The organism is Pseudomonas sp. Z4-7, from assembly GCF_051131965.1.
Classification (GTDB): Bacteria; Pseudomonadota; Gammaproteobacteria; order Pseudomonadales; family Pseudomonadaceae; genus Aquipseudomonas.
Genome location: NZ_CP071642.1, coordinates 1,464,220 through 1,487,966 on the forward strand (window position 1 = coordinate 1,464,220; position 23,747 = coordinate 1,487,966).

The following is a 23,747-nucleotide window of genomic DNA, read 5'->3' on the forward strand; positions in this document are numbered from 1 at the left end:
AGCGGGTCGCAAAAGTGGGAGAACCACCACCGCGAGTGTCGATAAAAGTCCGCTGAAGGCTGAGATCGGCCGCAAGCCGGATCGCACGACTCGCTAAATATTCAACGGTGGTTCTGATTCAGCGGCGGGGAAACCCCGGCGCAATTTTCTATCAGAGGAGGGCGTGACCATGAGCCGGATGGCCACCTTTTTACGCACCACCAGTGTTGTCGTGCTGATGGGCCTGGGTGCCAGCAGTGCCTGGGCCCAGTCACCTGCCGAATTCATCGACGATGCATCCGCCAAAGGCATGGCTGACATCGAAGCCAGCCGTGCCGCACATTCGAAGGCGGAATCAAGGGAGGTCAAGGATTACACCATCATGGTGATCAACGACCGCACTACCGCCAACCAACACCTGGCGAAAATCGCCAAGAAGCTCGACTTGCCCGTCGCGCCCCGGGAAGAAGTCGCGGACAAGGCCAAGACCTTGATGCCGCAAGTGGCCGAGGGCGAGTCGTTCGAAGCGGCGTATGCCGCCAGCCAGGTCAAGGCCACTGAGGAAGCCATCGAGCAGATCCAGCAACAGGCCCAGACCACCAACGTGCCGGAGATCAAGGCGTTCGCCGACGAAACCCTGCCCAAATTGCAGACGCATCTTGAGATGGCCAGGGCGCTGCAGGCCAGTCGCTGATTTGCCGCACCTGTTTTTACCTCAGGACCGGGACGCCAGCGTCCCGGCTTGTTTTGCCCGCCGAAAAGGAGAACCTCGATGTCTACACGCCGAGAACCCAACCAATACGCGATGCAGAATCCACTGACCCAATACCCTCCTCCGGAATTCCCCGACCAGCCGCAATCTCCTCCCGGCATTGACCAGGACATGGAACCACAGCCCGATCACGGCGAAAAAACCTATCAAGGCTTCGGTCGCCTGGAGGGGCGCAAGGCGCTGATCACGGGCGGCGATTCGGGGATCGGTCGCGCGGCGGCCATTGCCTATGCCCGCGAAGGCGCCGATGTAGCTATCAACTATCTGCCCAGCGAGGAACGCGACGCGCAGCAGGTCATCGAGCTGATCAAGGCCGAAGGCCGCAAGGCCATTGCGATTCCGGGAGATCTCAAGGACGAAGCGTTCTGCGTCCAGATGGTGAAGATGGCGCAGCAGGAGCTCGATGGCCTGGATATCCTGGTCAACGTCGCCGGTAAGCAGGAAGCGCAAAAGGACATTGCCGACATCACCACCGCGCAATTCGACGACACCATGAAAACCAACATCTACGCGATGTTCTGGATCTGCAAGGCCGCGATACCGCTGATGCCGGCCGGGGCGACGATCATCAATACCGCGTCGATCCAATCCTACGATCCGTCCGCGACGCTGCTCGATTACGCCACCACCAAAGCGGCGATCGTGGCGTTTACCAAGGCGTTGGCCGGACAGGTCATCAGCAAGGGAATCCGGGTCAATGCCGTGGCTCCGGGGCCGATCTGGACGGTGCTGCAACCCAGCGGCGGACAGCCTAGGGAGAAGATTCCTACATTCGGCTCCCAGGTTCCGATGAAGCGTCCGGGGCAGCCAGCGGAATGTGCGCCGCTGTACGTGCTGCTGGCCTCGCAGGAGTCGAGTTATATCACCGGGGAAGTATTCGGCGTGACGGGAGGGAATCCGTTGCCCTGATGCGCGTCACTCGGATGCGCGAGCGTTGCAATAACGCTCGCGCATCTGCTTTCAGCACTGGTTCAGGTCGACTTTCTTCTCTTCTTCTACACCCTCAAGGCTCTTGGCCTCGTCTTTGCCCATGTCTTGGTAGCGCTTGCGCAACGCTTCCAGCTGCTTGAGGTCCAGCGACTCGAGACCGAGCATTGCATTCTGCGCGTCCTTGGTCGCGCGCAACAATTCGTCGACTTTCAGATGCAGGATATCGGTATCGCGGTTTTGCGTGTTCTGGATCAGGAAAACCATGAGGAAGGTGATGATCGTGGTCGAGGTATTGATGATCAGTTGCCAGGTGTCGTTGAAACCGAAGAACGGTCCGCTGGCGGCCCAGAGCGCCAACAACACAATAGCTCCGAGAAAGGTCTTGGGACTTCCTGCCCACAGGGCCAGTTTTTGAGCAATCTTTGCGAACGTCATTGCCGTGTTTCCTCAGTGGTTGCACCTGTCTGGTGTGACAGCAACGAAGCGGCGAAAATTCTACTTACATTTCAATCCGAACCTCCGTCGACGTTCATCGTTCGGGACGAAGACTGGCGCAACCATTTGCTCTGCCTGATGGTCACTCCTTAAAGCCTTCATCGACGGAGAACACCATGAACCTCACCCGCACCTTCTGCCTCGCCTGTTGCCTGTTCGCACTGCAGGGCTGCTTTGACAATTCGGATAACGAGACCAAGGACAACACCGACGGCACCAAGTCTTCGGTGCAGATGCAGGAATCCAAGTCAGAGAGCAAATAAATGACATAGCCCAGGCCGGGCTATGTCAAACCTGTGGGAGCGAGCCTGCTCGCGAATGCGGTGGAACAGTCAATCCAGGTTGATGATCCGACGCCTTCTCGAGCAGGCTCGTTCCCACAGGTTCTTGTGTTTCGGCAGGTATTGCTCAGCGTCCTTGTTGCAAAACCTTGAGTGCCGCAGATGCCAGGAAGCCTGACCGGCTTTTTTCTTCCGGATGATGCAGCACATATTCATCGATACGGTTCAGCAGGTAGCCGGGCAGGGTGATGTTGAGTTTCTGCGCCTTGCCCAGATATCGGGTCACATCAATGTCCACCAATGCCCAAGCGCACCCGGCATATTTCGGATTGGCCGCGTGCAGCGTCACGGTGTTGGCCGGCGGAATGGGCGAACCATCTTCGGCAAGAATTTCAAAGTGCCCTTCGATGGCCTCGCGCGCCATGGCCATGGCATCGTCCAGATCATCGCCTGCGGAAAAACAACCAGGGATATCCGGCACTTCAACGCCCCAGGCGTGGTGCTCATCGCCCATGGAAATCGCAATCGGGTAAAGCATTCAATCGTCCTCCGGGGAAGCTGGGCAACTGGCCGTCTGGAGCAGGGCCTGTTGCAAGATACTGATGGCCGTTTTCTTGAGCAGGTCCTTCTTGGGATGAGGAACCGTAACCAGTCCCGGTTTGGTCGGGTGCTTGAAATGGTGGTGACTGCCTCGGATCCGTACCAGGTACCACCCATCCGCAACAATCTGGCTTATCAGGAATCGGCTGTTCACAACACCTCCGTGGTGTGTGTGGTAGGTACTATACCTACTGGAAAGAAATGATCAACACTATAACCACCGTTAGCGACGACCGGGATCGAGTGGGATCTACGTCCTAAAGTCTAGAAGCGGCGCAGGACAAGGCGACGGAGAGTCGAATTGGGTCTATTTCCAGATGTGGGACGCAAGGAACATTTGGAGGATCGCAACCCGTGGCGAGGGAGCTTGCTCCCGCTGGGCTGCGAAGCAGCCCCGGTTTCAGCGATTCGCAGACATATCCACAGGACCTACGACTGCTGCACAAACGTCAGCCGTACCGCAAACCCAATCAGCAGGCTGCCAAACAACCACTGCTGCACACGTTGGGCCGAAGGCGATCGCTGAAGCCAGCGTCCGAGCACGACGCCCACCAGTGCGTAGGCGCTGTCGAACAGCAGGCCGACGCCGACCAGCACCAAACCGAGCATCGCGAATTGCCCCTGCACCGGCCCGCCCTGTGGGTCGATGAACTGCGGTAGCAACACTGAGCAAAACAGCAACGCCTTGGGATTGAGCAGGTTGGTCAGCAGACCGCGTTGTATCGCTTGGTACCACTGTCGCTTTCCGACCTCGGCGTCAGCTCCTTCAAAGCTTGGCACCAACGTGGTTCGCAAACACTGGAACCCGATCCACGCCAGATACGCAGCCCCGGCCAGGCGCACCACATCAAAGGTCCAGGGCGCTGTCTTGAACAACACCGAGAGCCCCATTGCCGCCAGCGCGACATGACATGCCCGGGCAATCCCCAAGCCTACCGCCGTCGCCAGCGCCGCAGCCTTGCCCTGACGGGCACCGGTTTGCAGCACCAGGATCATGTCCGGCCCGGGCAACAGATACGCCACCGTCAACGCCATGAAAAACAACCAGAGCTCTGTCATTGCATGTCCTCCGCAATCAATGGATTGGAGAGGCCAGTCTATGGCCGAAGGGTAGGGCAGGTGGTTGCGTAATCAGCTTCTAAAGCTCGAAGGATTGGCATAATCTGCCAAGTAATCGAGCCATTCAATTGGAAAGTGCCAAACCATGAAACTTGATGCCTTCGACCGCAAAATCCTCGCCGCACTGCAACGGGACGGCCGACTGAGCAACGTACAACTGGCCGAAGAAATCGGCCTGTCCCCCTCGCCATGCCTGCGCCGCGTGCGAATGCTCGAGGAAGCGGGAGTGATCCGCGGCTATCAAGCCATCCTGGATCGCGATGAAGTGGGCCTCGGTATGACGATCTTTGTCGGCATCAAGGTCGAACGGCACACCGATGAACGAGCCGAGGCATTTCGCCTGGCGGTGACCGCGCTACCCGAAGTGATCTCGGCATTCCTGGTCTCAGGCGAGTCGGATTTCCTGCTGCAAGTGGTGGTGCCGGACTTGCGGGCCTATGACCGATTTGTCACGGGCAAGCTGCTGAAGCTGCCGGGGGTAAGTGACATTCGCAGTAATTTTGCGATCAACACGGTGAAGGCTCCGGGGCCGTTGCCGTTGGGGCATTTGGTGGGGGAGTGAGGCTGTTGCTGCAATGCCGAAAGCAGCCACTCTTGTGAGCGCTTCGCACTCAAGCGGGAGCAAGCTCCCTCGCCACGGGAGTCCCTCGTTCTTGAGATTATGATCTGTCTTTCCTGCAACGGTCCGGTGTCAAGGGTGCGCAACGTCTCGCAACAGCCTTCGGATAAAGCCGCTGACCTGTTCATTCCAGATCATCGCCAACCAAAAAATCAGGCCAAAAAAAACCGGCCACCAGGAGCCGGTTTTTTTATCCCCCGTCAAAACCATCACGACGCGGGACCAGAATTCGATTGGAGCGGGTGAAGGGAATCGAACCCTCGTTATCAGCTTGGGAAGCTGGAGTAATGCCATTATACGACACCCGCTCAGAGCGGCTGACTTTGTACCAGATGTGGCCTGGGATTTGAAGTTTTTCTTTCCGGACGGCGAGGTCATCCGTCTACGCAAGCCTCAAACCAGAGCGGTCATTCGCGAGCAAGCGCCGTTGCCGGCGACTTGCTCGCGATGACTTTTTCAGATGGCCACTGCATGGTAGTCCTGCACATAGCTGTAGCGCGGTCGGCTGGCGTGGTGGGTTGGCTTGAGGAAACCCAGCAACGCCTCGCGGCTGTCGCGGCAGGCGGCCTTGTGTTCCATGTCGAGGAAGTGCCCGGTGGCTTGCAGCGTGGTGAAGCTGCTGTGCTGGACATGGTTGGCGAAGAGCCTGGCGTCGGTGGCCGCGGTGTATTCGTCCCATTCGCCATTCAGGAACAACACCGGCACGTTGATCTTTTTCGCCGCGTTGACATAGCACTGCTGGTCGCTGTGGAGCACGTCGTTGATGTGAAAGTGCATCTGTCCGTATTCATGCTCGGCCAGGTTGCTGACGTGGCGATAGTTGAAGCGCTTGAACAGCGGCGGCAGGTGCTTGCCGATCGTGCTGTTGACCAGGTGTCCGACACGATCGCCGTCCAGGCTGCTCAGGTAATCCACGCCCCGTTCCAGGTAGTCGCGCATCGGCGCGTTGAGCACCGGTGAGAAAGAACTGATCACGGCTTTTTCGATGCGCCGCGGGCGCTGGGCCAAGGCGGTCAGGGTGGCGGCTCCGCCCCAGGAAAACGACAACACGTGATCGGCGGCGAAGTGGTCGATCAGCTCCAGCAGGATCTGGCCTTCGACTTCCTTCGTCAGCATTTTCTCGTGGCGGTTGTGAGCCTTGGACTTGCCCGCGTAGGGCTGGTCGTACAGCACGACATTAAATTGCGGGTAGAGGTTTTTGGTGGTCTGAGCAAACGACGCGGTGGTGGCCATCGAGCCGTTGACCAGGATGATGGTCTTTTGCGCGGCGTCTGCGCGATAGAACTCCGTGTAAACCCGATACTGACCCTGTATATCCAGCACAGCGATTTCTGGCCTCATGTCATAAGACTCCTGGCAAGCGGGTATGCGCGCAATGAGATTGCACGGGCAATGTGACAGGTAGGCATACGCCTGGAAGATAAGGCCCATGTCGATCCGCGCAAGCCGGTCGACGGGTGTTGTTATGGCGGGCAATTTGCCGGCGAGCGAGGCGGAACCTGAGGGCTCCAGCCGGCAAAAAGTTTCTTAGAGGTATGGGGTGACTCGTCGGTCACATTTCGGCCGACGGTTTGATTCAAGCAGGGGGGAGGCTGTTGCGCAAGTGCTCTTTGAAAATTGCCCGACACTTCTGCCCAGCGGTCGTCTGGCTCAGATCAGGCCAACTTCTTCTGGGCTCAAGGCGCGGTATTGGCCCGGCGCGAGATGAGGATCCAGCAGCAGCGGGCCCATGCTTTCACGGTGCAGGCGCAGCACCTTGTTGTTGAAGTGACCAAACATGCGCTTGACCTGGTGATAACGGCCTTCAACGATGCTCAAACGCGCGGATGTCGGCCCCAGTTGGGTCAATTGCGCCGGTTGGGTGGTGAGGTCTTCGAACGCAAAGTACAAGCCTTGGGCAAACGTGAAGGCGTACTCGGCGGTAATGGTTTGCTCGGTCTCGACGTAGTAGACCTTCGGCAGTTTGGTCTGCGGCTGGGTCAGGCGCCGCGACCAGCTGCCGTCGTTGGTGATCAGCATCAGCCCGGTGGTATTGAAGTCCAGGCGACCGGCAATGTGCAAGTCGTCCTTGTCCGGTTCGTCCAGTAGATCGAGGACGGTGCGGTGCTGCGGATCGCAGGTGGCACTGACGCAGCCGGGCGGCTTGTGCAGCATGAAATAGCGCGCCGGTCGGCCTGCTTGCAGCACTTCGTCATCCACCTCGACGCGGCTGAATTCACGCACCTGTGCCTGTGGATCGTTGACGGTCTGGCCGTCGATCCGCACGCGCCGTTCCACCAGCAGCAGACGGACCTGTTGGCGGTTGAAACGCGGCAGGTTACTGAGGAAACGGTCAACGCGCATGGGCAGTTCGGGCAAGGGAGCTGGGGGCGGGCATCTTACGTGATCGATTGAGAATTGGCGCGCAACTGGTCATCGACCCGGGCGCATCGCGGGCACAGGCAGGATTGGTTGCGCAGCTCGGCCGGCAAATTTTCCAGCACCGTCGGGTCGATGCTCACGCCGTAGCACCAGCAGGCACGATCAGCGGTTTTCGGATTGGCCAGGGTGCAGTCGTTGGTGGCGCCACACGCCGGGCAGAGATCGGGTTTATTCATAACTGGAATGAGGCATTTCCACGCAGGTTCGGTTGCTTCCGGTCTGTCGGGCGCGTTGCAGCGCATGATCGGCCCGGGACAGCAGGCTGTGCAAGGTGTCTTTGTCCTGCAAGGTGGTCAGGCCGATGCTGATGGTGATCCGCAATTGCTTGCCGCTGCAAAAGTAGCGCTGTTGCTCGATGCGCTGGCGAATTTTCTCGGCGATTTTCAGAGCGTTCTGTCCATCGGTGTCCTTGAGCAGCAGGACGAAGGCATCGGCGCTCCAGCGGCAGACAATGTCTGAATGGCGCAGTGTATCGGTCAGGTCGCGAGCGAAACCCGTCAGCAACTGATCACTGGCGATGTGGCCGTGGTTGGCGTCCAGTCGCTTGAAGTCATCCACCTCCAGCAACAGCGCGCTCAGTGGCCTGGGCTCGCGTTGGGCTTCGTGCAGGGCCTGTACCGCAAGCAGGTCGAAGCCCCGCCGATTGGGTAGCTCGGTGAGGCCGTCAAGAATCGCTTGGGCATCGATCCGCCGCTGGTAGCTGACCATCAGCCGATGCAGCACCACGAGCGCGGCCACCGTCACCAGCAGGCCGATCAGCAGATTGAAATACAGCGTCTTGAGCACGTTGTCCCGCAGCGATGTGTTGGCGGCGTAGTAACCCAGCAGCGACGTCACCAGGAAGCCGGCGCCGAGCAAAATGGCCAGGATGAGCACCGGCGAGCGCTGGGAATACAACGGCGAACGAAGCGACATGGCGATTCCCTTGGAGTGACCCGATGGAATCAGTTTAGTGGCCCTGTAAGAAAAGACATTCGGATTTACAGCTTTGCAAGATCGTGGCGAGGGGATTTAGCGAAACGTCGCGCCGCCCAGCGGGGATAAATCCCCTCGCCACAGGGTGCTGTTTACTGACGGGTACTCAGATAAGCCCGCCATCCGCCCAGATGACTGATGTCCTGCGCGCCGTCCAGACCATACGGCTCGCAAATGAAGCCGCTTTCCCAGTGTCCGTCGGCCAGTTGCACCTTACCCAGCCCCAGCGGTGCCGGGATACCGGTGAGGAACGAACCCAACTCGCTGCTTGGCAATTCCCAGACTTCCACTTCGATCGCCACGCCCCCCTCGCCGACCCGAAGCATGCCAGGGCGCAGGGGCGGGCCGCCGGCCAAGGCGTAGAGGCGATAATCCGCTGAGCTTCGGGTCGCCTCGATCAGGCGGGCGCCACGTTGCTTGAGCTGCCAGTTCAAGGCCAGCCCATCCAGGTGCGCGCCGCACACGACCAACCGTGCCCGATCATGGCGCGCCGGGTTGGCAGGCACTGGCAGATCAGGCGCTTGCTGACGCTGCAAGGCGTCGGCCACGCTCAGCAGGTACTGATCGGTGAAGGCGCGGCCGAACAGCGTCACGCCCCAAGGCAAACCGTTGGCCATGAATGCGCTGGGAACGGCCACGGCGGCGTAGTCCAGCAGATTCATGAAGTTGGTGTAGTAACCCAGTTGCGAATTGCGCAGGAGCGGTTCGGCGGCGAGTTCGGCGAGCGTCACCGGGCGCCCGATGGTCGGGGTGAGGACGCAATCGAGCGCTTCCATCGCGCGATCGCATTGGGCCTTGAGCGCCTGCAAACGGTACTGGGCACGGAAGGTTTCCACGCCGGTCACCGTCGGCGCTTGCGCCAGCACGGCGCGGATCACCGGCAGTACCGCGTCGGGTTCGCGCTCCATCAGTTCCTCGGCCACGCTGTAGCGTTCGGCAACCCACGGCCCCTCATAGAGCAGGCGTGCCGCTTCGAGGAAGGGTGACAAGTCCAACTCGACAGCTTCGCCGCCCAGGTGTTCGAGGCGCTCGATGGCATCGGCGAACAGCCGTGGGCCTTCGTCGCAGTCGAAAAATTCCAGGTCTTGCCGGCGGGGCACGCCGAAGCGAAAACTTCGTGGCGCGCCGAACGCCGCGCCGTCGTTCCATTGCGGGTTGGGGCGGCTGTATTCGTCGCGCGGGTCGAGACGCGCAGTCAATGCCAACAGCTGGCTGGCTTCGCGCGCCGTCGCGGTGAAGGTGGTCACGCAGTCCAGCGTACGGCAGGCCGGCACCACGCCAGCGGTGGAGATCAGGCCCTTGGTGGCTTTCAACCCCACCAGGTTGTTCAGCGCCGCAGGCACGCGGCCAGAGCCGGCGGTGTCGGTGCCCAGGGCAAAGCTGGCCACGCCCAGGGCCACCGCCAGCGGCGAGCCCGCGCTGGAGCCGCCCGCCGGGTAGTCGGCCAGCACGCTGTTGCGGCAAGCCCCGTAGGGCGTGCGGGTACCGTTGAGGCCAGTGGCGAACTGGTCGAGGTTGGTCTTGCCAACAGGAACCGCACCCAGCGCCAGCAATTGCTCGACGATGCTCGCCGAACGTTGCGGCACGTAGGCAAAGGCCGGGCAGGCGGCGGTGGTGGGAATGCCAGCCAGGTCGATGTTGTCCTTGATCGCGAATGGCACGCCATACAACGGCAGGTTTTCCAGGTCGCGGTTTTCCAGTGCCGAAAGGTAAGGTTCGAGTTCTCCGGGCGAGAGCAGGTGGATGAACAGGTGATAGTCCGGGTTGAGCGCAGCGGCTTTTTCCCGCAGGGCCAACAGCAGCTGGCGCGGTGTCGTTTCACCCTTGCGATAGGCGTCGCGCAGGTTGTCCAGGCGCAGAGAGAGGGTCATGGCGTTAATCCTTTGATTGAGTTCAGTCACGTTCCAGCACCACCACGCGTTGCCCGGCGCGCACCGCTGAACCGGGCTGGACGCGCACTTCTCGGACGACGCCGGCGATGGGCGCAAGCACCGGGATTTCCATTTTCATGGATTCCAGAATCACCAGCACGTCACCTGCGGCGACCCGCGCACCCACCTCCACCTGGACCTGCCAGAGGTTGCCGGCGATGTGGCTGTCGACGCTCAGTTGGCCCTCGTCCAGCACTGAATCTTCGCTCGGCGCGGTCGCCGGTTCCTCGCTGTCGAAATGCGCCTGGCCACTGGCGATCCAGCGCTCGCGCTCGGCACGGAAGGCGCCTTGTTGCTGCTCGCGGAACGCGTCGATGCTGTCCGCTTTCCGGGCCAGGAAGCGCTGGTAATCAGCGAGGTTGAGTTGGCTGTGTTCGATCGCCAGGTCGAAGCGGCCCAACGGGAAATCCCGACGGATGCGCAGCAGCTCATCGGCGCTGACCGGGTAGAAGCGGATCTGGTCGAAGAAGCGCAGCAGCCAGGGCTTGCCGTCAAATGCGGCGACGTCCCGATAACGATTCCACATCTGCAACGTGCGGCCGACGAACTGATAGCCGCCGGGGCCTTCCATGCCGTACACGCACAGATAGGCGCCGCCGATGCCCACCGAATTTTCCGCGGTCCAGGTGCGCGCCGGGTTGTATTTGGTGGTCACCAGCCGGTGCCGCGGGTCCAGCGGCGTGGCGACCGGCGCGCCGAGGTAGACATCGCCGAGGCCCATCACCAGATAACTGGCATCGAACACCGTGCGTTGCACTTCGTCGAGGTTGGGCAGGTCGTTGATGCGCCGGATGAACTCAAGGTTGCTCGGGCACCAGGGCGCGTCCTTGCGCACGGTGGTCATGTACTTTTCGATCGCCAGCTGGCAGGCCGGATCGTCCCAGGACAGCGGCAGATGGACGATGCGCGACGGCACCTGCAAGTCTTGCGCGGCGCACACGGCGTCCCACTCGCCGGCGACGATGGCCAGCAGATCGGCCAGGGGTAATTGTTCGGGCTGGTAATGCACTTGCAGCGAGCGAATACCCGGCGTCAGGTCGATCACCCCTTGCAGGTGTTTTTGCTCCAGGGCCTGCATCAAGGCGTGAGCGCGAAAACGCAGCACCAGGTCCAGTTCGGGAGCGCCGATTTCAAGCAGCAGATGGGTGTCGCCGGACAGCCGCGCGACCAGGCGGGTGTCGTCCTGGCCGATGTCCAAAACCACGGGCGAAATCAATGTCTGTGTAATTCCCAAACCTGTGGCGAGCGAGCTTGCTCGCGCTGGGTCGCGCAGCGGCCCCAAATTTTCAGCGCCAGGAATATTGTCTGGCGAGCGCTGCGCACTCGAGCGGGAGCAAGCTCCCTCGCCACGGGGGAAATCCATTGCCAATGCGCGGGCAATCTTCAGGTCCACCGGCACAAACCGCACCTTGTCCCCCGCCTTGAGCTGTCCCAGTTGCCACAGGTCCGCCTCGATCACCGTCACGGGGCAGACGAAGCCACCCAGGCTCGGGCCGTCGGGGCCGAGGATGACCGGCATGTCGCCGGTGAAGTCCACCGCGCCGATGGCGTACGGGTTGTCATGGATATTGGACGGGTGCAGGCCCGCTTCGCCGCCGTCGGCACGTACCCATTCCGGCTTCGGCCCGATCAGCCGCACGCCGGTTCGGCTGGAGTTGAAATGCACTTCCCACGCGGTGCCGAAGAACGTCTGGATGTAGCGCTCGGTGAAATATTCCGGCGCGCCGTGGGGACCGTAGATCACACGGATCTGCCGCACGGCTGGCAACACCAGGGGCGGCTCTTCGATCGACGGCATGACGACGTGCTCATCCAACGCAGCCAGGTGCAGCACGTCGCCGGTGCACAATGCTCGCCCGCCGTGGCCGCCGAACTGGCCGAGGGTGAAGGTGCTTTTGCTGCCGAGGTAATCCGGTACCTGCAAGCCGCCATGCACACACAGATAACTCCGCGCCCCGGCGCCTGTAATCGTGCCGATGGCGAGGGTGGACCCTGCACCGATCGACAGCGCGGTGTCCATCGGCACCGTTTCGCCGTCCAGCGTCAGGGCGATTTCTGCGCCGGTCACCGCCACTCGCGCAGCGCAGTTGAAGCGCAGCAGCGGCCCGCTCATGGTGATTTCCAAGGCCGCCGCACCTTCCTCGTTGCCCAGCAGGCGATTGCCCAGGCGCAACGAACGGCTGTCCATCGGTCCCGACGGCGGCACGCCCACCGCCCAATAACCGAGGCGACCGGGGTAATCCTGAACGCTGGTTTGAGTGCCTGGGCTGAGCACTTCGACGGTGTTGGCGCGGTAGGCCAGGGTCTCCAGGCAGCGGGTCCAAGGCTGGCCATTGGCGAAGGGCGCGTCGAGCAGGATCTGTTGCAGGTAGACACGGTTGGTTTCCACGCCGTAGAGCAGGCTTTCGTCCAGCGCTTGATGCAGGCCCAGGCGTGCCTGCTCGCGGGTCGGCGCCCAGCGAATGACTTTGGCGATCATCGGATCGAAGTAGGGCGGGATCTGGCAACCGGCCTCGACCCAGGTGTCGATGCGCAGTTCCTTGCCGTTGGCCTGCGCAAATTCCACCGCAGTCAGCAGCCCCGGGCTCGGCTGGAAATCCCGGCCTGGGTCCTCGGCATACAGGCGCGCCTGGATCGCGTGGCCCTCGGCTTTCAGCCCTTGGCTCAGCTCGCTCAGTGGCGGCAGTTCTCCGGCGGCCAATTGCACCATCCAGCGCACCAGGTCGACGCCCCACACCTGCTCGGTGACGCCATGCTCCACTTGCAGGCGCGTGTTCACTTCCAGGAAATAGAAGCGTCCTGCCTCACTGTCATAGACAAACTCCACGGTGCCGGCGCTGCGGTAGTCGACCGCCTGGGCCAGCTTGATCGCGGCAGCGCAAAGCGCGTCGGCCATGCCCTCGGGCAGGTTGGGCGCCGGGGTTTCTTCGATGACTTTCTGGTTGCGCCGCTGCACCGAGCAGTCGCGCACGCCCAAGGCGATCACCTGGCCCTGGCCGTCTCCGAACACTTGAACCTCAAGGTGCCGCGCCCGTTCGATGTACTTCTCGATGAACACGCCAGCGTCGCTGAAATTGTTCTGCCCGAGCCGTTTGACCGCTTCGAAGGACTCGCTCAATTCAGCGGCGCTGCGGCATACGCGCATGCCGATTCCGCCGCCGCCCGCCGTGCTTTTCAGCATGACCGGGTAGCCGACCTGCGCGCCGGCCAGTAGCGCCGCATCGAGGCTGTCGAGCAGTTCGGTGCCTTCGAGCAGGGGCACGCCGTGCTGGCGAGCCAGGGCGCGTGCGGTGTGCTTGAGGCCGAACACTCGCAACTGCTCCGGTGTCGGGCCGATGAAGGCAATGTTGGCGGCCTCGCAAGCTTGTGCGAAAGCGGCGTTTTCCGAGAGAAAACCGTAGCCGGGATGGATCGCAGTCGCGCCGCTGTCCCGGGCGATCGCCAGCAGCTTGTCCACGGCCAGGTAGGTGCCCGCCGCCGCGCCTTCGCCCAGGCAGTGGGCTTCGTCGGCCTGGAGGATGTGCAGGCTGGCTTCGTCGGCCTGGGAGTAAACCGCGACGCCTTTGACGGCCAGCTCGCGCAGGGTCCGCAGGATGCGGCAGGCAATGGCGCCACGGTTGGCAATCAGGATTTTTTCGAACATGGCATTTACCCCTCAGGCCGCAATGTCAGCCTGAATCGGGATGCGGGCCGTCCCGCAGTTTTCGATGGCCGACGGGGTCGTCCCTGGCGGCAAACCTCCAAACACCACTGCCCCTTGTGGGAGCGAGCTTGCTCGCGATAGCGGTGGCACATCCAACGTCAATGTGATTGACAGACCGCTATCGCGAGCAAGCTCGCTCCCACAGTGGATGGGTGGTGTTCATAAAATCTTTTTTTATTTGATGCACTGCCCCGACCGGCTCTGGCACAGCGCGAACAGCCAGCGGCGCAGGCGCATGAGTTTCAGTTCCATATCAGCAGCTCCGCAGGGGTAGGGTTGTAGGCGTTGCACGGGTTGTTCAGTTGCGGGCAGTTGGAAATCAACACGATCACATCGATCTCGGCCCGCAGGTCGACGTATTTGCCCGGTGCCGAGATCCCGTCTTCGAAAGTCAGGCCGCCGTCGACGGTCACCGGCACGTTCATGAAGAAATTGATGTTCGGTCCGATGTCACCCTTGCCCAGTCGACCATCGTGGGCGCAGGCCCGCAGGTAATTGTCGCGGCAGCTGTGCATGTAGCGTTTTTCCAGGGCGTAGCGCACGGTGTTGCTTTCCTGCGCGCAGGCGCCGCCGAGGGTGTCGTGGCGCCCGCAGGTGTCCTCGACGATGGTCAGCATCGGGCGGCCAAGGTTGGAATACAGCACGCTGCCGGTGCCCAGGTAGACGCTGTTCTGCCGGCGCAGTGTGCGTTGCACGTCGTAGCGTTCCTTGGGGTTGGCCAGGCTGAAGAACAACGTATCGACTGCCTGGTTGCCTTCCAGGTCAAGGATGCGCAGGGTCTGGCCGGCCTTGACCTCGGTCAGCCAGGGTTCGCCGGCGGGAATCGTGGAACGGTAGACGGCGGTCTCGGGTTGCTTGTGTGCAGTGGCGATGGCGAGTGACATGGCGACGATCCTCAGGCGAACAGGCGGTCGGTGTTGATGAAGCCGCGCTGGTTTTCCGGGCGCGATTGGCGGCAGTGTTCGGCGACGCTGGGGTTGGCGTTCATCCAGCTGAGTTTGAGCGGCTGCGGCGCGTATAGCGGGTTCGGGTCCATCGGATGTTGCAGCGCGGTCAGCACCACCAGGGTGTCCATCGGTGCGTACAGCTCGATGTAGTCACCGGCCTTGGAGTTGCCCTCCACGAAGTGGAAGTGGCCGGCCTCGTCGACATCGACCCGGCTGAAAAGGTTGAGGGTCATCAACAGGTCGGACAGACCCAACCCCCATTTGCCCAGTTCTACCAACAGGTTGTCGGTGCCGTTGCGGAAGAAGCCGTTGCGCAGTTCCTGGTAACGGCCCTGACCATACTTTTCAGCGATTTCCTCGGCGCAGAGCACGCCGCCAAAACTATCGCTCCAGCCACAGGTATCCGCAGTGATTGCCGCCAGTACCCGGCCCATGTCCGAGTACAGGCAATGACCGGCGGTGAGCTTGGCGGTGTGTTGGCATTTCAGACTGTCCGGCAAGTTCAGGCGCTCGGTTTTTTCGTTGGCATTGAGCAAGGTAAGGCTCACGTTGGCACCGCCACGCACATCGGTCAGGCGCAGCAACTGGCCGCGCTTGAGGACGAACGAGCGATGGCCGCCACCGGGCAGCAATTCTTCGGCGAAGGGGGGGGACAGCTGGGTCGAATCGGTCATGGAATTTCTCCTTTCAAGCGATACGCAACGTGCCGGCCAGTTCGGCGGGCAGGGCGTCGACGGCGGCACGGGCGGTGCGGCGTTCGCTGTTCAATGGGATGTCGTAGGTGATGCGCGCGCCATAGGCGCCAGGGGCGTGGGGATCGACACGAACCTTGTCGAACACCAGCAGGCGGGTGCCAAGGCTGAAGCCTTCGGACAGGTCATGGGTCACCATGAACACGGTCAGCCGGGTTTCCCGCCAGAGCTCCAGCAGCAGGGCATGCATGTCTTTGCGAATGCCGGGGTCGAGGGCGCCGAAGGGTTCGTCGAGCAACAACACTCGCGGTTTCATGATCAGCGCCTGGGCGATGGCCAGCCGTTGCTGCATGCCGCCGGAGAGCTGCGCGGGGTATTTGTCCAGCGCGTGGCCGAGGCAGACTTTGTCCAGCAATTGTGCGGCGTCTTCGCGGGCCTGGCGTTTGGCGCCGCCGAACAGACGCCCCAGCAGCGGCGAGCGCGGCAATTCCAGGCCGAGGGCGACGTTGTCCAGTACCGTCAGGTGCGGGAATACCGAGTAACGCTGGAACACCACTCCACGGCTGGCATCCGGCTCGCCCGCCAAAGGCTCGCCATCCAGCAGGATCTGTCCGCGACTGGCGCGTTCCTGGCCTAGCAGCAGCCGCAGGAAAGTCGACTTGCCGCAACCCGAGGCACCCACCAGGGTGCAGAACTCCCCCTCGGCAACGCTCAGGTTCAAGCGCTCGAGCACCACTTGGTCGGCATACTGCTGCCAGACGTTGTTCACGGTAATGAAGCTCATGCCTTCGCCCCCTCGTACCAGGGAAATGCTCGGCGGGTCAGGCGCTTGAGGCCCCAATCCATCAGCCAGGCGAGCAGGGTGATCCACACCACGTAGGGCAGGATCACATCCATCGCCAGGTAACGACGCACGAGGAAAATCCGATAGCCCAGGCCATCGGTGGAAGCGATGGCTTCGGCAGCGATCAGGAACAGCCAGGCCGAACCCAGCATCAGTCGCAGGGAAATCAACAGGCGCGGCAGCAATTGCGGCAGCACCACGCGCAACATCAGGGTCCAGGTCGAGGCACCCAGCGTCTGGGCCTTGATCAACAGCTCAGGCGGAATTTCCCGGGCACGCTGCTCCAGGTCGCGAGCCAGGCAAGGGGTGATGCCGATGACGATCAGCATCACCTTGGACAACTCCCCCAGGCCGAAGACGATGAACAGGATCGGCAGGATCGCCAATGGCGGCACCATCGACACCACGGTGAGCAGGGGCGACAACGGCGCGCCGAACAGCGGCAGCGTGCCGGCGGCGATGCCCAGGCACAACCCGGCCAGGGCGCTGATGCCCAGGCCGATCGCCAACCGGCGCAGACTCGACGCGGTGTCCTGCCAGAGCAGGTAATCGCCGCTACGAGCGTCGGCGGTAAAGGCCAGGCGTTTGACCGCATCGGCCATCTGCACAGCGCTGGGCAGCAGCTTGTCGTTGGGGTTGTCCGTCAGCCGTTCCGCCGAGCCCATGAAGTAGGCAAACAGCACCAGCGCAAATGGCAGGATCACCAGCAACAAGCGGCTGGGGCGATCGGGGTAGCGGTTGATCAGGCGCATGCCAGTCCTCCGGTCCTACAACTTGGCGTCGGCGGCCAGTTGCACGTAGGTGGGGTCGAAGCGCAGCTTGAGGTTGGTTTTGTCGCCCAGGGTCACGCCATTGGCGAACGCCATGCCCACTGCGTCGGCATCCTTGGCGCCTTCCCCCAGCAGACCGTGGCGGAACGAGAACTCGGCGACCTTGCGCAGGGTGGCGGGCAGTTGCTCGCTGGTGGCGAAGGCGAGGGCTTCCTTGGGGGTGGCGAACAGCTTGGTAGTGTCCAGTTGCGCCTGGAAACCTTTGAGATCAGTACCCGACGCCTTGGCCATGTGTTCCAGCGCGGCATTGGCGGCTGCGTTCCTGGCGTTCATCAGCGCCACCACTTCGAACCAGGCGCCGGTCAGTGCCTTGCCCAGGGCCGGGTTGTCTTTGAGGGTCTGAGTGTTGACCACCATCATGTCCATGATTTCGCCGGGAATCTGGCTGGAGTTGAATACTTCGCTGACACCCGGCTGGGCCTTGATGTCCGAGAGCATCGGGTTCCATGTCGTGACGGCTTTGACCTGGTCGGTGTTGAAGGCGGCAGAAATATCGGCGTCGGAGGTGTTGACGACTTTCAGGTCTTTCTCGGCGAGGCCGACCGAATCCAGGGCCCGAGCCAAGAGGTAGTGGGACACCGACAATTCCACCAGATTGACGTCCATGCCCTTGAGGTCGGCGACTTTCTTGCCCTCGCCCTTGAGGACGATGCCGTCGTTGCCGTTGGAGAAGTCACTGACGATCAGTGCGGTGCTGTCCACGCCGCCGGCGGCGGGAATGGTCAGGGCATCCATGTTGGTCATGGTGCAGCCATCGAACTGACCGGCGGTGTACTGGTTGATGGATTCGACGTAATCGTTGAGCTGCACGACATCAATGGTGATGCCGTATTTCTTCGCCCATTTGTCGACGATGCCCTGGCTGCCGGCGTATTCCCAGGGCATCCAGCCGGCATAGATGGTCCAGCAGACGCTGAAATGGTCCTTGGGCGCGGCGTGGGATGGGATGCTCGCGAAGGCCGCAAGCGCGGCGAGGAGCAGTGAGGACAGACGAAGCTTGAGCATGGTGGTTCTCCAGTTGATCAAGGGCGGACAGGAGCAACGCGGCACCGCGAACGGTGGCTTGTCTCCCGGGCTTTTGTCCCGCCGTGTAACCTCAACTGGAGGTCGCCAACTCTCGGACCAGCCACTCGCCAGAGGCGAGCCGGAACCCTAGTCAGCCATTGCAAATTGTGGTGCCGCGAACCTGTGATGACTCCTGCACAAGGTTCGTTAAAGCGAGAGCCGTGCCAAGTACGCGCAAGCCCCGGCCCAGAGCGACCGCATGCCAGGAAGGCGCGGATCTCAAGCGGATTCATGCGTTGTTGTGGTGCTGTGGCGCACCGCAATGAAGCAAAAGGCTACATGTTTCGAGTTATTGCAACGTCGCACCAGATTCCGATTTCGCTGTCAGATTAATCGTCAGTCACCCCAATAGATGACTGCCGCCCGTCAGCGTCGCTGATGTGGCCCATCCGCGGTCCAGGAGGCCGCCATGTATCGACGACTGCTGCTCATTGCGTTTCTCGGTTTGACTCTTTCGGCCTGCGTGCCTTATTCCGACGGAGGCTCCAGCTACTACCGTTCCGAGGTCTACACCTCTCCGGCGCCGGTCTATTACAGCGGCGGTGGAAGTTACTACTCGGCACCGCGTGGCTATTACGCACCACCCCGGTACTACCAGCCGGCGCCGCGTTATTATTCGGCTCCGCGCTACTACCAGCATGGCCCACGCTATTACTCGCCACCGCGAGCGGCGTATCGCCCCTATCCGCATCGGGGCGGCTGGGACGGCCGGGACCGGGGCGGCTGGAATGACGACCGTCGCGGCCGGGGCGGACGTGACCGTGGGCATGATCATCGGGGACGTGGCCATGATGGACGTGGCCATGACGGACGGGGCGGTCATCGCTGACGGATCGGCAGCAAAAAGCGGCGCAATGAGCGCCGCTTTTTTTGTGCCTGCGTAAAGCTAACCCTCTAAACCCTGTGGGGGCGGGTTCCACCAAAGGTATGCCCACCAAAAGCAGGTCCGTTATTCGTTGGACAAATCCGCCAACGGATGCCGCCCCTCCCATACCTTACGGAAATGCGCCTCGACCGCCGCTTGCGGCACATGATTGATATCCGGCCAATGCCAGCGCGGCTTGTGGTCCTTGTCGATCAACCGCGCCCGCACGCCTTCGCTGAATTCCGGATGGCGGCAGCAGTTGAGGCTCAAGGTGTATTCCATGCGGAACACACCGGCCAATGACAAAGGGCGGGCGCGGCTGATCTGCTCCCAGACCAGGTGCGCCGTCAGCGGCGAGCCTTCGGTCATGGTCCTGGCGGCTCGGGCGATCAATGGGTCCGGATGATCCACCAGCAGGCTGAGGGCTTTCCAGGCGCAGCGCACGTCGCTGACATCCAGCCACTCATCGATTTGCTGCCGACGCGGCAACCATTGGGCTTCGGGTTGTTGCGGCAGTGCTTCTTGCTGCAGGGCCTTGAGCAGGCTGTTGAGCTGCATCTCGGTCTGTTCCTGCCAGTTAAGCTGCAACAAGCCTTCGATCAGGTCATCCTGCTGCTCATCGAGCAGAAAGCGATCGGCCAGACCCAGATCAATGGCATCCCTGGCGTTCATGTGGGCGCCGGTAAGGCCGAGGAACAGGCCAAGCTTGCCCGGCAGACGCGACAGGAACCAACTGGCGCCGACGTCCGGATACAAGCCGATGCTGATTTCCGGCATCGCCAGTCGACTGCTCGGCGTGACGATTCGCGTGCTGGCGCCTTGCAGCAGGCCCATGCCGCCGCCGAGTACATAGCCATGGCCCCAGCAGATCAACGGTTTCGGATACGTGTGCAGATTGAAGTCCAACCGGTATTCGGCAGCGAAAAACTGCGCCGCCAGCGGCGGCACTTCGCCGGGGTGGGCGCGACACGCTTCGACCAGGCTGCGCACCTCGCCACCGGCGCAGAAGGCCTTGGCACCATTGCCGCGCAACAGCACACAGACAATCTGCGATTCCCGGGCCCAGGCGTCGAGGCGATCGCGCAGGGCGTTGATCATCGGCAGGGAAAGGGCGTTCAAGGATTTTTCGGCATCCAGCGTGGCGACGCCCAGGCGCGCCCCGTTGATGCCGGTCAGTTCTTCGAAGTGCAGATTCATCGTGACCTCGATCGGAAAATTGAATGATCAGTATGACTGCTGTGGGGGAAAGTGCCGGATTGACGTCAGATCAATTGACAAGCCCTGTAGGCTTTCCTAGGGTGCGCCCATTGTTTCTACCGGGTGCAACCATGACCGCTGACGACCGTATCAAACTCGAACCCAGCTGGAAGCAGGCACTGCGTGCCGAGTTCGACCAGCCGTACATGGCGGAGTTGCGCGAGTTCCTGCGCAGTGAATACGCCGCCGGCAAGGAAATCTATCCGCCGGCCCCGCTGATTTTTAATGCGCTCAATTCCACGCCGCTGGACAAGGTCAAGGTGGTGATCCTCGGCCAGGACCCGTACCACGGCCCGGGCCAGGCCCATGGCTTGTGCTTTTCGGTGCAGCCGGGCGTGCCGACGCCGCCGTCGCTGGTGAACATCTACAAGGAATTGAAGCGCGACCTGAACATCGATATCCCCAACCATGGCTATCTGCAGAGCTGGGCCGACCAGGGTGTGTTGTTGCTCAACACGACCTTGACCGTGGAGCGCGCCAATGCCAATGCCCACGCTAAAAAAGGCTGGCAGCACTTTACCGACAAAGTCATCGAAGTGGTCAGCGAACACCAGCCGCACCTGGTATTCCTGCTGTGGGGCGCTCATGCCCAGAGCAAGCAGAAGCTGATCGATGCGACCAAGCATCTGGTGTTGACCTCGGTCCACCCGTCACCGCTGTCAGCCCATCGGGGCTTTATCGGCTGCGGGCATTTCAGCCGGACCAACAAGTTTCTCCAGCAGCATGGCGAGCAGCCGATCGATTGGCGGTTGCCGCCGGTTTGATGCGCTAGCCGGGCGGGCCCCATCGCGAGCAAGCTCGCTCCCACAGGGTTCTAGGGCAACACAAATCCCTGTGGGAGCGAGCTTGCTCGCGATGAAGGCAACTCGGTCTACAAGCCCGGATCCGGTCTGCGAACCCAATACCTGAACAACGGCTCAGCCAGAAACAGCACGAACAACAGCCGCATCACCTGTAGCGCCGTCACCAACGGCACCGACAGTTGCAGGGTCTCCGCCGTCAAGCTCATTTCGGCGATGCCGCCGGGCATCATGCCCAGGGTCAGCGAGCGCAAGTCCAGGTGGGTCAAGGTGCTCAGGCCCAGGGCCGCAAGCGTGGCGATCAGCATGGTCAGCACCGTGCCAATCAAGGTACGACCCATGAACGACGGTGCGCGGCGGAAGAACTGCCGGTTGAAATGACAGCCCAGGCCGCTGCCGATCAGCCATTGGCCGATCTGGCTGCCGCCGTCGGGCAGGCCGATGTGCAGGTCCCAGCCGATGCTCACCGCCGCGCTGACCAACAAGGGCCCGAACAGCCATGGATTGGGTTGGCGCAAGCGCTCCCAGATCCAGGCGAGGAGGGCACCCGCCGGAAACAGAACCGCCAGCCACAACCAATCCACCGCCGTGGCGTGTTGCACCGGCGTGCCGTCACCGAGCAGATACTTGAAGGCAGCCGGCACGCACAACACCACCACCAGCACACGCAGGCTCTGGCCCGCGGCAACATGGCTGAGCATCGCGCCATTGCGGGCGCCGAGGTTGACCATCTCGCCGGAACCGCCCGGCATGCTGGAGAAAAAGGCCGTGGCGCGGTCTTCGCCGGTGCGGCGCATCAGCCAGACACTTACGATGCTGGACACGCTGGTGATCAGCGCGCCGAAGAAGATCAGGCCGAAGTGGCTGAGGACCTGTTCCATCACCACCGGCGTGAAGTGCAGGCCGATACCGATGCCCACCACCCATTGGCCGCATTTGCGGCCGCCGGGGATTTCCATCAGTTGCCAGGGAGTGAGACAGCGCACCAGGATGATCGCCAACAGCGAGCCGACCATCCAGGGCAAGGGCCAGCCGATCAGGCTGGCCAGATAACCGCCGGCCAGACCGACCAGCGGTGTTCCCCACCATTGTCTGAAAGTTGTCGCCTCAGACATTGGCCAGGGCACGACGCTGGGCACTGCGACGACGCCAGATGCGCAGCAGCGGCAGGAACAACATGATTGCCGTCAGGACCCAGCAGCCGAAGGTGATCGGGCTGGACCAGAGGATTTCCAACGCGCCATTGGAAATCGACAATGCACGACGCAGGTTCTGCTCCATCAGACCGCCAAGGATGAAGCCCAGCAGCACGGGCGACAGCGGGAAATCCAGCTTGCGCAGGATGTAACCGAAGATGCCGATGCCGATCATCAGGAACAGGTCGAATGTGGTCGCGTGCACAGCGTAAACGCCGATCCCGGTGATGATCGCGATGACCGGCACCAGCGCCCAGTTCGGCACGGCCAGGATGCGGGTGAAGATACGAATCATCGGGATGTTGAGGATCACCAGCATGACGTTGGCGACGAACAACGAAGCGATCAGGCCCCAGACGATGTCCGGCTGTTGCTGGAACAGCAGCGGGCCGGGCGTGATGTTATAGAGCGACAGCGCGCCGATCATCACCGCCGTGGTGCCCGAACCTGGGACGCCGAGGGTCAGCATTGGCACCAGCGCGCCGCAAGCCGCGCCGCCGATGGCGGTTTCCGGCGCCGCGAGGCCACGCTTGTCGCCCTGGCCGAACGTCCCACTGGCTCCAGCCATGCGTTTTTCGGTCATGTAGGCCACGGCACTGGCCAGGGTTGCGCCAGCGCCAGGCAATACGCCCATGATGAAACCGAGCACGCCGCAGCGGATGTTCACCCAGAACACCGAGGCCGCTTCCTTGAAGTTGAACATCATCCGCCCGGTGGCTTTCACCGCCTCCTGGCCGCGATGGGTTTTTTCCAGCAGCAACAGAATCTCGCTGATGGAGAACAGGCCCAGCACCAGCACGACGAACTGGATGCCATCGGTCAAATGGATGTTGTCACCCGTAAAACGGTACACGCCGCTGTTCGCATCGATGCCGACGCAAGACAGGAACAGCCCGATCAGCGCAGCGATGAAGGTCTTGAGCGGTCGGTCGCCGGCCATGCCGCCGAGGCAGACAATGGCAAACACCATCAGGACGAAATATTCCGCCGGTCCGAAGGCGATCGCCCATTTGGCCAGCAGTGGCGCAAACAACACCATGCCGCAGGTGGCGATGAACGCGCCGATGAACGAACTCCACGCCGACAGCGACAACGCCACCCCGGCCAGGCCTTGGCGGGCCATCGGGTAGCCGTCCAGGGTGGTCATCACGGTGGAGGCTTCACCGGGGATGTTAAGCAGGATCGAGCTGATACGTCCGCCGTATTCGCAGCCCAGGTACACCGCCGCCAACAGGATCAGCGCCGATTCCGGCGGCAGGCCCAGGGCAAAGGCAATCGGGATCAGCAGCGCCACGCCGTTGATCGGCCCCAGGCCCGGCAACAGGCCGACCACGGTACCGATCAGCGTGCCGCTCAACGCGGTGACGAGGTTGTACGGCGTCAGCGCAACGCCAAAACCCTGGCCGAGATAATTCAGGGTATCCAT

23 protein-coding genes, 1 tRNA gene, 1 pseudogene and 1 riboswitch are annotated in these 23,747 nt (G+C 61.9%); of the genes and pseudogenes, 6 read left to right on the forward strand and 19 right to left on the reverse strand.

Annotated elements, in window-relative coordinates; translation table 11 throughout:
- Positions 1-169: 169 nt before the first annotated feature.
- Complete coding sequence (locus tag J3P91_RS06400; RefSeq protein WP_434569517.1) at positions 170-673, forward strand: DUF4142 domain-containing protein; 504 nt, start codon at positions 170-172, stop codon at positions 671-673.
- Positions 674-751: 78 nt separating this feature from the next.
- Positions 752-1,660 carry an SDR family oxidoreductase gene (locus tag J3P91_RS06405; RefSeq protein ID WP_434603033.1) on the forward strand — a complete coding sequence of 303 codons (909 nt, stop codon included), beginning with the start codon at positions 752-754 and terminating at the stop codon, positions 1,658-1,660.
- 51 nt (positions 1,661-1,711) lie between these two features.
- Here J3P91_RS06405 and J3P91_RS06410 read toward each other — a convergent pair whose 3' ends face one another.
- Positions 1,712-2,116 (reverse strand): low affinity iron permease family protein, encoded by a 405-nt coding sequence (locus J3P91_RS06410; RefSeq protein ID WP_434569515.1) that lies wholly within the window; start codon positions 2,114-2,116, stop codon positions 1,712-1,714.
- 176 nt (positions 2,117-2,292) lie between these two features.
- On the opposite strand from J3P91_RS06410, the gene J3P91_RS06415 reads away from it, so the two are divergent.
- Positions 2,293-2,439 (forward strand): hypothetical protein, encoded by a 147-nt coding sequence (locus tag J3P91_RS06415; protein WP_434569514.1) that lies wholly within the window; start codon positions 2,293-2,295, stop codon positions 2,437-2,439.
- Positions 2,440-2,584: 145 nt separating this feature from the next.
- Here the strand turns inward: J3P91_RS06415 and J3P91_RS06420 are convergent, their stop codons facing one another.
- From J3P91_RS06420 to J3P91_RS06430, 3 genes are all read right to left on the reverse strand, one after another.
- A complete protein-coding gene (locus J3P91_RS06420) occupies positions 2,585-2,995 on the reverse strand; it encodes a type II toxin-antitoxin system HicB family antitoxin (RefSeq protein WP_434569513.1) in 411 nt (136 codons plus the stop codon).
- Positions 2,996-3,211, reverse strand: coding sequence for a type II toxin-antitoxin system HicA family toxin (locus tag J3P91_RS06425; protein WP_434569512.1), 216 nt, complete (start codon positions 3,209-3,211; stop codon positions 2,996-2,998).
- A gap of 275 nt (positions 3,212-3,486) precedes the next feature.
- Positions 3,487-4,116, reverse strand: a complete 630-nt coding sequence (locus J3P91_RS06430) for a LysE family translocator (RefSeq protein WP_434603034.1) — start codon at positions 4,114-4,116, stop codon at positions 3,487-3,489.
- 145 nt (positions 4,117-4,261) lie between these two features.
- On the opposite strand from J3P91_RS06430, the gene J3P91_RS06435 reads away from it, so the two are divergent.
- Positions 4,262-4,738 (forward strand): Lrp/AsnC family transcriptional regulator, encoded by a 477-nt coding sequence (locus J3P91_RS06435; protein WP_434603035.1) that lies wholly within the window; start codon positions 4,262-4,264, stop codon positions 4,736-4,738.
- A 291-nt stretch (positions 4,739-5,029) separates the two neighbouring features.
- On the opposite strand, the gene J3P91_RS06440 is transcribed toward J3P91_RS06435, so the two are convergent.
- The 12 genes and pseudogenes from J3P91_RS06440 to J3P91_RS06495 form a co-directional block, all read right to left on the reverse strand.
- Positions 5,030-5,103 (reverse strand) — tRNA-Gly (locus tag J3P91_RS06440).
- Between the two features lie 148 nt (positions 5,104-5,251).
- Positions 5,252-6,136 carry an alpha/beta fold hydrolase gene (locus J3P91_RS06445; protein ID WP_434603036.1) on the reverse strand — a complete coding sequence of 295 codons (885 nt, stop codon included), beginning with the start codon at positions 6,134-6,136 and terminating at the stop codon, positions 5,252-5,254.
- 309 nt (positions 6,137-6,445) lie between these two features.
- On the reverse strand, positions 6,446-7,138 hold the full coding sequence (locus J3P91_RS06450; protein WP_434569509.1) for a pseudouridine synthase: 693 nt from the start codon (positions 7,136-7,138) through the stop codon (positions 6,446-6,448).
- 35 nt (positions 7,139-7,173) lie between these two features.
- The gene (locus tag J3P91_RS06455; RefSeq protein WP_434603037.1) at positions 7,174-7,392 is read right to left on the reverse strand and encodes a cysteine-rich CWC family protein; all 219 of its coding nucleotides are present in this window, start codon (positions 7,390-7,392) and stop codon (positions 7,174-7,176) included.
- Positions 7,385-8,002, reverse strand: a pseudogene (locus J3P91_RS06460) (GGDEF domain-containing protein); the annotation flags it as partial. The pseudogene J3P91_RS06460 and the gene J3P91_RS06455, both read right to left, overlap by 8 nt.
- 281 nt (positions 8,003-8,283) lie before the next feature.
- Positions 8,284-10,062: an allophanate hydrolase gene (atzF, locus tag J3P91_RS06465; protein WP_434603038.1), complete on the reverse strand. Its 1,779-nt coding sequence runs from the start codon at positions 10,060-10,062 to the stop codon at positions 8,284-8,286.
- A gap of 22 nt (positions 10,063-10,084) precedes the next feature.
- On the reverse strand, positions 10,085-13,765 hold the full coding sequence (gene uca / locus J3P91_RS06470; protein ID WP_434603039.1) for an urea carboxylase: 3,681 nt from the start codon (positions 13,763-13,765) through the stop codon (positions 10,085-10,087).
- A gap of 302 nt (positions 13,766-14,067) precedes the next feature.
- Entirely contained in the window at positions 14,068-14,709 is a 642-nt protein-coding gene (locus J3P91_RS06475) for an urea amidolyase associated protein UAAP2 (protein WP_434603040.1), read from the reverse strand.
- 11 nt (positions 14,710-14,720) lie between these two features.
- Complete coding sequence (locus J3P91_RS06480; protein WP_434603041.1) at positions 14,721-15,446, reverse strand: urea amidolyase associated protein UAAP1; 726 nt, start codon at positions 15,444-15,446, stop codon at positions 14,721-14,723.
- A gap of 13 nt (positions 15,447-15,459) precedes the next feature.
- Entirely contained in the window at positions 15,460-16,248 is a 789-nt protein-coding gene (locus J3P91_RS06485) for an ABC transporter ATP-binding protein (protein WP_434603042.1), read from the reverse strand.
- Positions 16,245-17,060 (reverse strand): ABC transporter permease, encoded by an 816-nt coding sequence (locus tag J3P91_RS06490; RefSeq protein WP_024616101.1) that lies wholly within the window; start codon positions 17,058-17,060, stop codon positions 16,245-16,247. Before J3P91_RS06490 ends, J3P91_RS06485 begins: the two co-directional genes overlap by 4 nt.
- A 15-nt stretch (positions 17,061-17,075) precedes the next feature.
- Positions 17,076-18,143 carry a putative urea ABC transporter substrate-binding protein gene (locus J3P91_RS06495; protein WP_434569502.1) on the reverse strand — a complete coding sequence of 356 codons (1,068 nt, stop codon included), beginning with the start codon at positions 18,141-18,143 and terminating at the stop codon, positions 17,076-17,078.
- Positions 18,144-18,203: 60 nt separating this feature from the next.
- Positions 18,204-18,305: riboswitch (guanidine-I (ykkC/yxkD leader) on the reverse strand.
- Positions 18,306-18,612: 307 nt separating this feature from the next.
- On the opposite strand from J3P91_RS06495, the gene J3P91_RS06500 reads away from it, so the two are divergent.
- Positions 18,613-19,032, forward strand: a complete 420-nt coding sequence (locus J3P91_RS06500; protein ID WP_305496228.1) for a hypothetical protein — start codon at positions 18,613-18,615, stop codon at positions 19,030-19,032.
- Between the two features lie 120 nt (positions 19,033-19,152).
- On the opposite strand, the gene J3P91_RS06505 is transcribed toward J3P91_RS06500, so the two are convergent.
- Positions 19,153-20,265, reverse strand: coding sequence for an enoyl-CoA hydratase/isomerase family protein (locus J3P91_RS06505; protein WP_434603043.1), 1,113 nt, complete (start codon positions 20,263-20,265; stop codon positions 19,153-19,155).
- 131 nt (positions 20,266-20,396) lie between these two features.
- Between J3P91_RS06505 and ung the strand changes: the two genes are divergently transcribed.
- On the forward strand, positions 20,397-21,089 hold the full coding sequence (ung, locus tag J3P91_RS06510; protein WP_305496226.1) for a uracil-DNA glycosylase: 693 nt from the start codon (positions 20,397-20,399) through the stop codon (positions 21,087-21,089).
- Positions 21,090-21,196: 107 nt separating this feature from the next.
- Here the strand turns inward: ung and J3P91_RS06515 are convergent, their stop codons facing one another.
- The gene (locus J3P91_RS06515; RefSeq protein WP_434603044.1) at positions 21,197-22,240 is read right to left on the reverse strand and encodes an AbrB family transcriptional regulator; all 1,044 of its coding nucleotides are present in this window, start codon (positions 22,238-22,240) and stop codon (positions 21,197-21,199) included.
- Complete coding sequence (locus tag J3P91_RS06520; RefSeq protein WP_434603045.1) at positions 22,233-23,747, reverse strand: tripartite tricarboxylate transporter permease; 1,515 nt, start codon at positions 23,745-23,747, stop codon at positions 22,233-22,235. The genes J3P91_RS06515 and J3P91_RS06520 overlap by 8 nt, the downstream gene beginning before the upstream one ends.

Excerpts from the sequence above, each read along its gene's own strand:
- J3P91_RS06400 (WP_434569517.1), top strand. The coding sequence starts at position 170 with ATGAGCCGGATGGCCACCTTTTTACGCACCACCAGTGTTGTCGTGCTG.
- J3P91_RS06405 (WP_434603033.1), top strand. The coding sequence starts at position 752 with ATGTCTACACGCCGAGAACCCAACCAATACGCGATGCAGAATCCACTG.
- J3P91_RS06410 (WP_434569515.1), bottom strand. The coding sequence starts at position 2,116 with ATGACGTTCGCAAAGATTGCTCAAAAACTGGCCCTGTGGGCAGGAAGT.
- J3P91_RS06415 (WP_434569514.1), top strand. The coding sequence starts at position 2,293 with ATGAACCTCACCCGCACCTTCTGCCTCGCCTGTTGCCTGTTCGCACTG.
- J3P91_RS06420 (WP_434569513.1), bottom strand. The coding sequence starts at position 2,995 with ATGCTTTACCCGATTGCGATTTCCATGGGCGATGAGCACCACGCCTGG.
- J3P91_RS06430 (WP_434603034.1), bottom strand. The coding sequence starts at position 4,116 with ATGACAGAGCTCTGGTTGTTTTTCATGGCGTTGACGGTGGCGTATCTG.
- J3P91_RS06435 (WP_434603035.1), top strand. The coding sequence starts at position 4,262 with ATGAAACTTGATGCCTTCGACCGCAAAATCCTCGCCGCACTGCAACGG.
- J3P91_RS06445 (WP_434603036.1), bottom strand. The coding sequence starts at position 6,136 with ATGAGGCCAGAAATCGCTGTGCTGGATATACAGGGTCAGTATCGGGTT.
- J3P91_RS06450 (WP_434569509.1), bottom strand. The coding sequence starts at position 7,138 with ATGCGCGTTGACCGTTTCCTCAGTAACCTGCCGCGTTTCAACCGCCAA.
- J3P91_RS06455 (WP_434603037.1), bottom strand. The coding sequence starts at position 7,392 with ATGAATAAACCCGATCTCTGCCCGGCGTGTGGCGCCACCAACGACTGC.
- atzF (WP_434603038.1), bottom strand. The coding sequence starts at position 10,062 with ATGACCCTCTCTCTGCGCCTGGACAACCTGCGCGACGCCTATCGCAAG.
- uca (WP_434603039.1), bottom strand. The coding sequence starts at position 13,765 with ATGTTCGAAAAAATCCTGATTGCCAACCGTGGCGCCATTGCCTGCCGC.
- J3P91_RS06475 (WP_434603040.1), bottom strand. The coding sequence starts at position 14,709 with ATGTCACTCGCCATCGCCACTGCACACAAGCAACCCGAGACCGCCGTC.
- J3P91_RS06480 (WP_434603041.1), bottom strand. The coding sequence starts at position 15,446 with ATGACCGATTCGACCCAGCTGTCCCCCCCCTTCGCCGAAGAATTGCTG.
- J3P91_RS06485 (WP_434603042.1), bottom strand. The coding sequence starts at position 16,248 with ATGAGCTTCATTACCGTGAACAACGTCTGGCAGCAGTATGCCGACCAA.
- J3P91_RS06490 (WP_024616101.1), bottom strand. The coding sequence starts at position 17,060 with ATGCGCCTGATCAACCGCTACCCCGATCGCCCCAGCCGCTTGTTGCTG.
- J3P91_RS06495 (WP_434569502.1), bottom strand. The coding sequence starts at position 18,143 with ATGCTCAAGCTTCGTCTGTCCTCACTGCTCCTCGCCGCGCTTGCGGCC.
- J3P91_RS06500 (WP_305496228.1), top strand. The coding sequence starts at position 18,613 with ATGTATCGACGACTGCTGCTCATTGCGTTTCTCGGTTTGACTCTTTCG.
- J3P91_RS06505 (WP_434603043.1), bottom strand. The coding sequence starts at position 20,265 with ATGAATCTGCACTTCGAAGAACTGACCGGCATCAACGGGGCGCGCCTG.
- ung (WP_305496226.1), top strand. The coding sequence starts at position 20,397 with ATGACCGCTGACGACCGTATCAAACTCGAACCCAGCTGGAAGCAGGCA.
- J3P91_RS06515 (WP_434603044.1), bottom strand. The coding sequence starts at position 22,240 with ATGTCTGAGGCGACAACTTTCAGACAATGGTGGGGAACACCGCTGGTC.
- J3P91_RS06520 (WP_434603045.1), bottom strand. The coding sequence starts at position 23,747 with ATGGATACCCTGAATTATCTCGGCCAGGGTTTTGGCGTTGCGCTGACG.